General features: G+C 69.7%; 11 protein-coding genes. All 11 read left to right on the top strand.

Annotated features, from left to right (window positions below):
• The first annotated feature begins 125 nt into the window (after window positions 1-125).
• A complete protein-coding gene (gene ccmA / locus IAE41_RS15465; RefSeq protein WP_079222490.1) occupies window positions 126-788 on the top strand; it encodes a heme ABC exporter ATP-binding protein CcmA in 663 nt (220 codons plus the stop codon).
• A complete protein-coding gene (gene ccmB, locus IAE41_RS15460; protein ID WP_200733716.1) occupies window positions 785-1,480 on the top strand; it encodes a heme exporter protein CcmB in 696 nt (231 codons plus the stop codon). Before ccmA ends, ccmB begins: the two co-directional genes overlap by 4 nt.
• A gap of 43 nt (window positions 1,481-1,523) precedes the next feature.
• The gene (gene ccmC / locus IAE41_RS15455; RefSeq protein WP_200733715.1) at window positions 1,524-2,276 is read left to right on the top strand and encodes a heme ABC transporter permease CcmC; all 753 of its coding nucleotides are present in this window, start codon (window positions 1,524-1,526) and stop codon (window positions 2,274-2,276) included.
• Window positions 2,273-2,461, top strand: coding sequence for a heme exporter protein CcmD (ccmD, locus tag IAE41_RS15450; RefSeq protein ID WP_200733714.1), 189 nt, complete (start codon window positions 2,273-2,275; stop codon window positions 2,459-2,461). The genes ccmC and ccmD overlap by 4 nt, the downstream gene beginning before the upstream one ends.
• Window positions 2,458-2,919 (top strand): cytochrome c maturation protein CcmE, encoded by a 462-nt coding sequence (gene ccmE / locus IAE41_RS15445; RefSeq protein WP_079222494.1) that lies wholly within the window; start codon window positions 2,458-2,460, stop codon window positions 2,917-2,919. Before ccmD ends, ccmE begins: the two co-directional genes overlap by 4 nt.
• The gene (locus IAE41_RS15440; RefSeq protein WP_200733713.1) at window positions 2,920-4,839 is read left to right on the top strand and encodes a heme lyase CcmF/NrfE family subunit; all 1,920 of its coding nucleotides are present in this window, start codon (window positions 2,920-2,922) and stop codon (window positions 4,837-4,839) included.
• A gap of 8 nt (window positions 4,840-4,847) precedes the next feature.
• Window positions 4,848-5,465 (top strand): DsbE family thiol:disulfide interchange protein, encoded by a 618-nt coding sequence (locus IAE41_RS15435; RefSeq protein WP_079222496.1) that lies wholly within the window; start codon window positions 4,848-4,850, stop codon window positions 5,463-5,465.
• 31 nt (window positions 5,466-5,496) lie between these two features.
• Window positions 5,497-5,919 (top strand): cytochrome c-type biogenesis protein, encoded by a 423-nt coding sequence (locus IAE41_RS15430; RefSeq protein WP_200733718.1) that lies wholly within the window; start codon window positions 5,497-5,499, stop codon window positions 5,917-5,919.
• Window positions 5,913-6,905, top strand: coding sequence for a tetratricopeptide repeat protein (locus tag IAE41_RS15425; RefSeq protein WP_200733719.1), 993 nt, complete (start codon window positions 5,913-5,915; stop codon window positions 6,903-6,905). The genes IAE41_RS15430 and IAE41_RS15425 overlap by 7 nt, the downstream gene beginning before the upstream one ends.
• A 115-nt stretch (window positions 6,906-7,020) precedes the next feature.
• A complete protein-coding gene (locus tag IAE41_RS15420) occupies window positions 7,021-8,133 on the top strand; it encodes a homoserine O-acetyltransferase (RefSeq protein WP_200733712.1) in 1,113 nt (370 codons plus the stop codon).
• On the top strand, window positions 8,134-8,478 hold the full coding sequence (locus IAE41_RS15415) for a DUF1294 domain-containing protein (RefSeq protein WP_200733711.1): 345 nt from the start codon (window positions 8,134-8,136) through the stop codon (window positions 8,476-8,478).
• Window positions 8,479-8,516: the final 38 nt, after the last annotated feature.

Genomic DNA, 8,516 nt, shown 5'->3' with positions numbered 1-8,516 from the left:
GGGGGCCACCCCCCCCCCCCCCCCCCCCCCGGGGGGGGGGGCCCCGCCCCCCCCCCCCCCCGCCACTACCACGGGCATTCATCGCTACAATTGCCGCCGCACTCCGGCACGAAGACCCCTGCCCCTTGAACACCCCAGCATTGCTGGCCGCCAGCGGCCTGAGCTTCTCCCGCAATGACGAACCCGTGTTCGGCCCGCTGGATTTCCACGTGGACGCCGGCGAGGCGCTGCTGGTGCAGGGCGGCAATGGCGCCGGCAAGACGACCTTGCTGCGCGTTTTGGCGGGATTGGCCCGGCCGGGCGCCGGCCAGGTCCGCATTGACGGCAAGCAGGCCAGCAATGCCGAGCGTGCCCGCTATGTCGCCTACCTCAGCCACCTGCCGGCGCTGAAGCCGGACCTGGACACGCTGGAGAACCTGCATTTCCTCTGTGGCCTGCATGGCCGCCGGGCCAAGCAGATGCCCGGCAGCGCGCTGGCCATCGTCGGCCTGGCCGGCTACGAGGACACCTTGGTGCGGCACTTGTCGGCCGGCCAGAAACGCCGCCTGGCGCTGGCCCGCATCTGGCTGTCACCGGCGCCGCTGTGGCTGCTCGACGAACCCTACGCCAACCTCGATCTGGATGGCATCAACCTGGTCAACCGGATGATTTCGGCCCATCTGCGCGGCGGTGGTGCCGCCCTGGTCACCACCCACGGCGCCTATGCTGCGCCGCCGGTCCGCACGCGCCTGCTGGAACTGCGTGCGCCCGGGCAGCCGCCCGCCACCACGCAGGGAGCTGCGGCATGATCGCCCCGGGTACCGAACCGGGCCTGTGGCAGACCGCCCGCGCCCTGCTTTCGCGCGACCTGCGCCTGCTGTGGCGCCGTCGTGGCGATGCGCTGCAGCCGGTGCTGTTCGCCCTGCTGGTGGTGGTGCTGTTCGCCCTGGCACAGGGCCGTGACCCGCAACCGCTGGCCGCCACCGCCGGTGCGGTGCTGTGGCTGGCGGTGCTGCTGGCCGGGCAGCTGGCGTTGGATTCGCTGTTCCGTTCCGATGCCGAGGATGGATCGCTGGAACAATGGCTGCTGGCACCGGTGCCGCTGGCCTGGCTGGTGCTGGTGCGCGTGCTGCTGCACTGGGCCACCACCGCGCTGCCGCTGATCGTGGTCAGCCCGCTGCTGGCGGAAATGCTGCATCTGCCACATGACCAACTGCCGATGTTGCTGGCATCGTTGCTGCTGGGAACACCGGTGCTGAGCCTGATCGGTGGCGTGGTCGCCGCGCTGACCGTAGGCATCCGGCGCTCTGGTATTCTCGTGGCGTTGCTGTCGTTGCCGCTGTACGTACCGGTGCTGGTGTTTGGTACGGGCAGCCTGGCGGCGGCCAGTCGCGGGCAGGATCCGGTGGGTGCGCTGCTGATGCTGGGCGCAGGACTGGTGGTCGCGTTGCTGCTGGCACCGCTGGCGACGGCTGCCGCCATCCGTATTTCCCTGAGTTGAACGGGCAGAGAGCCAATCCACCCTTGCTGGATAGCCGTCACGCATGAATCCGATCGTCCGCTGGTTCCATCAACTCGGTTCGCCGCCCACGTTCGATCGTTTCGCTGCCCGCTGGTCGCGTGTGTTCTACATCGCCGCGCTGCCGGTGCTGCTGGTGGGCCTGTGGCAGGCACTGCTGGTGGTGCCGCCGGAGGCACGCCAGCTGGACAGCTTCCGCATCCTCTACATCCACGTGCCCAGTGCCTGGATGAGCCTGTTCGTGTTCGCGCTGATGGCGCTGTATGCCGCCATCGCGCTGATCTGGCGCATCAAGATCTGCGAGATCCTGGCGATGGCCTGCGCACCGATGGGCGCCGGCTTCACCCTCATCACCCTGCTCACCGGCAGCATCTGGGGCAAGGGCACCTGGGGCACCTGGTGGGACTGGGACCCGCGCATGACCAGCGAACTGGTCCTGCTGTTCCTCTACCTGGGCGTCATCGGCCTGTACCACGCCATCGAGGACCGCCGCAGCGCCGCGCGCGCGGCTGGCCTGCTGGCGATCGTCGGCGTCAGCCTGCTGCCGGTCATCCGCTATTCGGTGGACTGGTGGGGCGGCCTGCACCAGCGCCAGTCGATCAGCGTCTTCGGTGACTCGGCCATCAGCAGCGCGATGATCGCGCCGCTGTGGTGGATGGTGATCGGCACCAAATTCTGGTTCGCCGGCTCGGTGCTGGCCAAGGCACGCGCCGACAACCTCGACCGCGAGGCTGGCAAGGCCTGGGTCGGCCAGCGCGTGGAGGAGACCCGGCGATGACCCACCTGCCCTTCGTGATCGGCGCCTATGCGGTGTTCGTGCTGGTGTTGCTGGCCGATGCCATCGGCTCGTGGCTGCGCCTGCGCGCCGCCCGCCGCCAGGCACAGTCGCGCCAGCAGCGGCAGCAGGCGCGGCAGACCGCCCAGCAGGCCGCGCCGCCCCTGTCGGCGGAGCTGGAACGATGACCCCGGTACAGCGCCGCCGCCTGGCCTGGGTGCTGCTGGCCCTGCTCGCCTCCGGCCTGGCGACCGCGCTGGTGGCGATGGCACTGGAACGCAACATCGCCTACCTCTACACCCCGTCGGAAGTACTGCGTGGCGACGTCGATGCGCAGACCCGCTTCCGTCTCGGCGGCATGGTGGTGAAGGGCTCGTTCAACCGCCCGGTCGGTTCGCTCGATGCGCGTTTCGAGGTCACCGACGGCGACGCCCAGCTGGCCGTGCTCACTTCGCGCATCCTGCCTGACATGTTTGCCGAGGGCACCGCCGTGGTCGCCAGCGGTCGCCTGCAGGACGGCGTGTTCGTGGCCGATGAAGTGCTGGCCAAGCACGATGAGAAGTACGTGCCGAAGGAAGTGGCCGACAAGATGGGCGATGCCCATCGCAAGCACGACGTGCCGGTACCGGCCACCGAGGTGCGCTGAGTGCTGCCAGAGCTGGGCCAGATCCTGCTGCTGTGTGCGTTGCTGGCCTCGCTGCTGCAGGCCGGCCTGCCGCTGGTGGGTGCGCAGCGCGGCAATGCGGCGTGGATGGCGGTGGCGCGCCCGGCCGCCTTCGCCCAGCTGCTGCTGGTGGCTGGGGCGTTCGCGGTACTGACCGCCGCCTTCGTGCAGCAGGACTTCTCGGTGCGCTACGTGGCCGAGAACTCCAATTCGCTGCTGCCGATGATCTACCGCTACTCGGCGGTCTGGGGCGCGCACGAAGGTTCGCTGCTGATGTGGGCGCTGGTGCTGGCGCTGTGGACCGGTGCTGTTGCGTTGTTCTCGCGGCACCTGCCCGCCCCGGTGCAGGCGCGCGTGCTGGCGGTGATGGGCGTGGTCAGCGTCGGCTTCCTCGCCTTCCTCATCTTTACCTCCAACCCGTTCCTGCGCCTGAATCCGGCGCCGCTGGAGGGCCGCGACCTCAACCCGCTGCTGCAGGACCCGGGACTGATCATCCACCCGCCGATGCTGTACCTGGGCTACGTGGGCTTTGCGGTGCCGTTCGCCTTCGCCGTGGCCGCCCTGCTGGAAGGCCGCGTGGATGCGCGCTGGCTGCGCTGGACGCGGCCGTGGACCAACGTGGCCTGGGGCTTCCTGACCCTGGGCATCGCGCTGGGCAGCTGGTGGGCGTACTACGAGCTGGGCTGGGGCGGCTGGTGGTTCTGGGACCCGGTGGAGAACGCCAGCTTCATGCCGTGGCTGGTCGGCGCCGCGCTGATCCACTCGCAGGCCGTCACTGAAAAGCGCGGCACGTTCGGCAGCTGGACCCTGCTGCTGGCCATCGCCGCCTTCGCGCTGTCCCTGCTCGGTACCTTCCTGGTGCGCTCGGGCGTGCTGACCAGCGTGCACTCGTTCGCCGCCGATCCCTCGCGCGGCCTGTTCATCCTCGTCTTCCTCTCGCTGCTGGTCGGCGGCAGCCTGCTGCTGTACGTGCTGCGCGCCAGCGGCCTCAGCGTGGACGCCGGTGATCCGCGCCGTGGGTTCACCGCCACCTCGCGCGAAACCCTGCTGCTGGCCAACAACCTGCTGCTGGCCACGGCTTGCGCGATGGTGCTGCTGGGCACGCTGTACCCGCTGCTGGCCGACGCGCTGTCGCTGGGCAAGATCTCGGTCGGCCCGCCGTACTTCGGCAGCCTGTTCCTGCTGCTGATGGCACCGATGGTGCTGCTGCTGCCGTTCGGCCCGCTGGTGAAGTGGCAGCGCGACCAGCCATCGCGTGCATTCGCACTGCTTGCGCCGTGGCTGGGGCTGGCCGTGCTGCTGGGGGCGCTGGCCTGGTGGCAGGCACCGCAGAACGGCTGGAAGGCCGGCCTCGGCGTGGCCGCTGCCGCCTGGGTCGGGCTGGGTACCGCGCGCTTCGTCTGGCAGCGCCTGCGCAGCAATGGCCGCTTCACGGCCGAGATGCTCGGCATGATCGTCGCCCACGCCGGCATCGCGGTCTTCCTGGCCGGTGCGCTGCTGGTGGAAGCGCTGAACGTGCAGCGCGAAGTCGCGCTGGCGCCGGGCCAGCAGGTGGTGGTCGGCCGCAACGAAGTGCGCTTCGAGGGCGTGGACCATCGCGAGGGCCCCAACTTCACCGCCGACCGCGGCCACCTGCGGGTGTTCCGCAACGGTCGCGAGCTGGCCCTGCTGCACCCGGAAAAACGCCAGTACGCCAGCGGCGGCCAGGTGATGACCGAAGCCGGCATCGATGCACGCCTGAGCGGTGATGTCTACGTGGCATTGGGCGAGCCGCTGGGCAACAATGCATGGGCGGTACGGGTCCACATCAAGCCGTTCGTGCGCTGGATCTGGCTGGGCGCGCTGCTGATGGCCCTGGGCGGATTCATCACCGCCGCCGACCGCCGTTTCCGCCGTCCGTAGGAGTTTCCATGTCCGAGTCCCCCGCCCCGCGTCCTTCCCGCCCGCTGCCGCCGGTAGCCATCGTGATCGGCGTGCTGTTCTTCTTCGGCCTGCTGGGGCTGATGATCTACGGGGTGATGAAATCGGGCGACCCGCAGCGCGACGTGCTGCCGTCGGCGCTGATCGACAAGCCGGCGCCGGCCTTTGCGCTGCCGGTGCTGCACGACCCCAGCATGACCGTGCGCAGCGAAGAGCTGCGCGGCGCGCCCTACCTGCTGAACGTGTGGGGCAGCTGGTGCGCGGCCTGCCGCGAGGAACACCCGGTGCTGACCCGCTTCGCCGAAAGCAAGCGCGTGCGCGTGATCGGCTACAACTGGAAGGATGAACCGACCGACGCGTTGCACTGGCTGGAAACGCTGGGCAACCCGTTCATGGTCGTGCTGAGCGATGTTGAAGGCCGCACCGCCATCGACTGGGGCGTGACCGCCGCGCCGGAAACCTTCCTGGTCGACGGCAGTGGCATCGTGCGCTGGAAGTACAGCGGCGCGATGACCCAGCAGGTGGTGGATGAGAAGCTGATCCCGGCGCTGCAGAAGATCGAGAAGGCCCAGGGCAATGCCGATGCCGGCCTGCACGGCAATCCATAAGCGCGGCCGCGGGCTGCTGCTTGCGCTGCTGATGGCCGCAGCGCTGCCGGCGCTGGCCCAGCAGCCGCTGCACGACCCGCGCCCCCTCGCCTTCCGCGACGCTGCCGAAGAATCGCGCTTCCACGACCTGGCCGCGCAGCTGCGCTGCGTGCAGTGCCAGAACCAGTCGCTGGCCGATTCCAACGCACAGATCGCCCAGGACCTGCGCCGCGAGGTGCTGCAGCTGATGCAGCAGGGCCACGACGACGCGCAGATCAAGCAGTTCCTGGTGGCCCGTTACGGCGAGTTCGTGCTGTACCAGCCGCCGCTGCAGCCGGGTACCTGGCTGCTGTGGGGCGGCCCGTTGCTGCTGCTGGGTGCCGGCGGCCTGGTGGTGCTGGGCATCGTCCGCCGCCGGGGCCGCCACGTGGAGCCTGCACCGGCCGGCAACACCGACGAAGGAGATGGCTGGTGAGCAACGCATTGCCGGTGTTGGCTGGCCTGGTGGCTGCGCTGATGGCCGCACTGGTGCTGTGGCCGCTGCGCCAGCAGGGCCGTCGCGGTTTCATGCTGGGCGTGCTGGCACTGGGCGTGGTTGGCGCCTGCCTGTACCTGCTGGTGGGCGACCCGCGCGCCGCACGCATGCAGCCGGCACCGTCGGTGGCCACCCTGCGTGATGGCGTGAGCGCACTGCAGCAGGCACTTGAGCGCGATCCGCAGCGCGCCGATGGCTGGGCACTGCTCGGCCGTTCGCAGAGTGAGCTGGGCAACACCGCAGCCGCCGCCGAGGCGTTCGCCCGCGCCGTGGCCCTCGCCCCGGATGATGCGGGTGTGCTGGTGGAAGCCGCACAGGCGCGCGCCCAGGCCGATGCCGGCAAGCAGTTCGATGACACCGCGATGGACTGGCTGCAACAGGCGCGTCGCCTGGCACCGGACGCGGAGCGCGCCAGCTGGCTGCTCGGCATCGCCCTGCGCCAGCGCGGAAAGAACGCCGAGGCCGCCGATGTCTGGAGCAGCCTGCTGCCGCGCCTGGAGCCCGGTGCTGCGCAGGCCCTGCAGGCGCAGATCGCCATCGCCCGCGAGGCTGCGGGCCAGGCCCCACAGGCACCGGCCGCGGATGCACCCGCGCTGCTGCAGGTTCGCGTACACCTGCCCGCATCGCTGGCGCAGGGCGACTGGCCGGCGACCACCCAGGTCTTCGTGCTCGCCCGCGCCGTCGGCGGCCCGCCGATGCCGGTGGCCGCACGCAAGCTGCCGCTGGCGGATTTCCCGGCCACGGTCGGGCTGGGTGACGATGACAGCCCGATGCCGACCGCCCCCTTGTCGGCGCACGCCGAAGTGGAGGTGCTGGCACGCATTTCGCGCAGCGGCAGCGCCAACCGCAGCGAAGGCGACCTGCAGAGCGACGTGGTGCGGGTGAAGCTGCCGCATGACGGCGTGGTCGAGTTGCGGTTCCCGTGACCTGCAGCCGAGCATGGGCTCGGTTCTACAGTAGATCCACGCCATGCGTGGATACCGGCCCCAATGGAAACCAGCGTGTCGCCAGCTGCACAGGCGGCCCCGCTAGAATGCCCACATGACCGAATTCATCCCGCCCGGCACCCGCTTCCATGCCCTGCCCTCGCCCTTCCCGTTCAAGCGCGGCGGCGCACTGCACGGCGCGCGCGTGGCCTATGAAACCTGGGGCACCCTGGCTGCCGACGGTCGCAATGCGATCCTGATCGTCACCGGCCTGTCGCCGGACGCGCACGCCGCCGCCAACGCCGGCAACCCGGCCCCGGGCTGGTGGGAAGCAATGGTTGGCGCCGGCAAGCCCATCGATACCGACCGCTGGTTCGTGGTCTGCGTCAATTCGCTGGGCAGCTGCAAGGGCTCCACCGGCCCGGCGTCGCAGAACCCGGCCACCGGCGAACCCTATCGCCTCGATTTCCCGGAACTGTCGGTGGAAGACGGTGCGCGCGCCGCCATCGAGGTGGTGCATGCCCTGGGCATCGAGCAACTGGCCTGTGTGGTCGGCAATTCGATGGGCGGCATGACCGCGCTGGCCGTGCTGATGCTGCAGCCGGGTATCGCTCGCAGCCACGTCAACATTTCCGGCAGCGCACAGGCACTACCGTTCTCCATTGCCATCCGCTCGCTGCAGCGCGAAGCCATCCGCCTGGACCCACAGTGGAACGGTGGGCGCTACACCGAAACCGACTACCCCGAATCGGGCATGCGCATGGCGCGCAAGCTGGGCGTGATCACCTATCGCTCCGCGCTGGAATGGGATGGCCGCTTCGGCCGCGTGCGGCTGGATTCGGACCAGACCGACGATGACCCGTTCGGGCTGGAGTTCCAGGTGGAAAGCTACCTCGAAGGCCATGCACGACGCTTCGTGCGCTTCTTCGATCCGAACTGTTACCTGTACCTGAGCCGCTCGATGGACTGGTTCGACCTGGCCGAGTATGCCCATGGGGACGTGCTGGCGGGGCTGGCACAGATCCGTGTCGAAAAGGCACTGGCCATCGGCGCCAACACCGACATCCTGTTCCCGGTGCAGCAGCAGCAACAGGTCGCCGACGGCCTGCGTGCCGGCGGCGCCGATGCGCAGTTCATCGGTCTGGATTCACCGCAGGGCCACGACGCCTTCCTGGTCGACTTCGACCGCTTCGGCCCGGCCGTGCGCGGCTTCCTCGACGCGCTGTAAGTGGCCTGGCGGCGCAACCTGGCGTTGGCCGCGTTCGGCGCGCTGGTCGCGCTGACGCTCTGCGCGGTGCTGCCGCTGTGGCTGGGCGGCTGGTGCCTGCTGGCCAGCGCGGTGTCGTTCGGGCTGTACGGGCATGACAAGCGCGCGGCACAGCGCAGGCAGTGGCGCGTTCCCGAACGCACGCTGCAGCTGCTGGCGTTCGCCGGTGGCTGGCCGGGGGCGCTGCTGGGCCAGGCGCTGTTCCGCCACAAGCACCGCAAGGCGGAATTCCAGTGGGTGTTCTGGCTGTGCGTGGTGGCGAACGTTGCATCGATCGCAGTGATGCTGCGCGAATTCACGCGGTAACCACCCGGAGGGGTGTAGATCCACGCCATGCGTGGATG

Origin of the sequence: Stenotrophomonas sp. S39, from assembly GCF_016624665.1 — a bacterium.
Taxonomy (GTDB): domain Bacteria; phylum Pseudomonadota; class Gammaproteobacteria; order Xanthomonadales; family Xanthomonadaceae; genus Stenotrophomonas.
This window is presented reverse-complemented; position numbering and strand designations above follow the sequence as displayed.

Coding starts and splice junctions, on each gene's coding strand:
- ccmB (WP_200733716.1), top strand. CDS start 785: ATGATCGCCCCGGGTACCGAACCGGGCCTGTGGCAGACCGCCCGCGCC.
- ccmC (WP_200733715.1), top strand. CDS start 1,524: ATGAATCCGATCGTCCGCTGGTTCCATCAACTCGGTTCGCCGCCCACG.
- ccmD (WP_200733714.1), top strand. CDS start 2,273: ATGACCCACCTGCCCTTCGTGATCGGCGCCTATGCGGTGTTCGTGCTG.
- ccmE (WP_079222494.1), top strand. CDS start 2,458: ATGACCCCGGTACAGCGCCGCCGCCTGGCCTGGGTGCTGCTGGCCCTG.
- IAE41_RS15435 (WP_079222496.1), top strand. CDS start 4,848: ATGTCCGAGTCCCCCGCCCCGCGTCCTTCCCGCCCGCTGCCGCCGGTA.
- IAE41_RS15430 (WP_200733718.1), top strand. CDS start 5,497: ATGGCCGCAGCGCTGCCGGCGCTGGCCCAGCAGCCGCTGCACGACCCG.
- IAE41_RS15420 (WP_200733712.1), top strand. CDS start 7,021: ATGACCGAATTCATCCCGCCCGGCACCCGCTTCCATGCCCTGCCCTCG.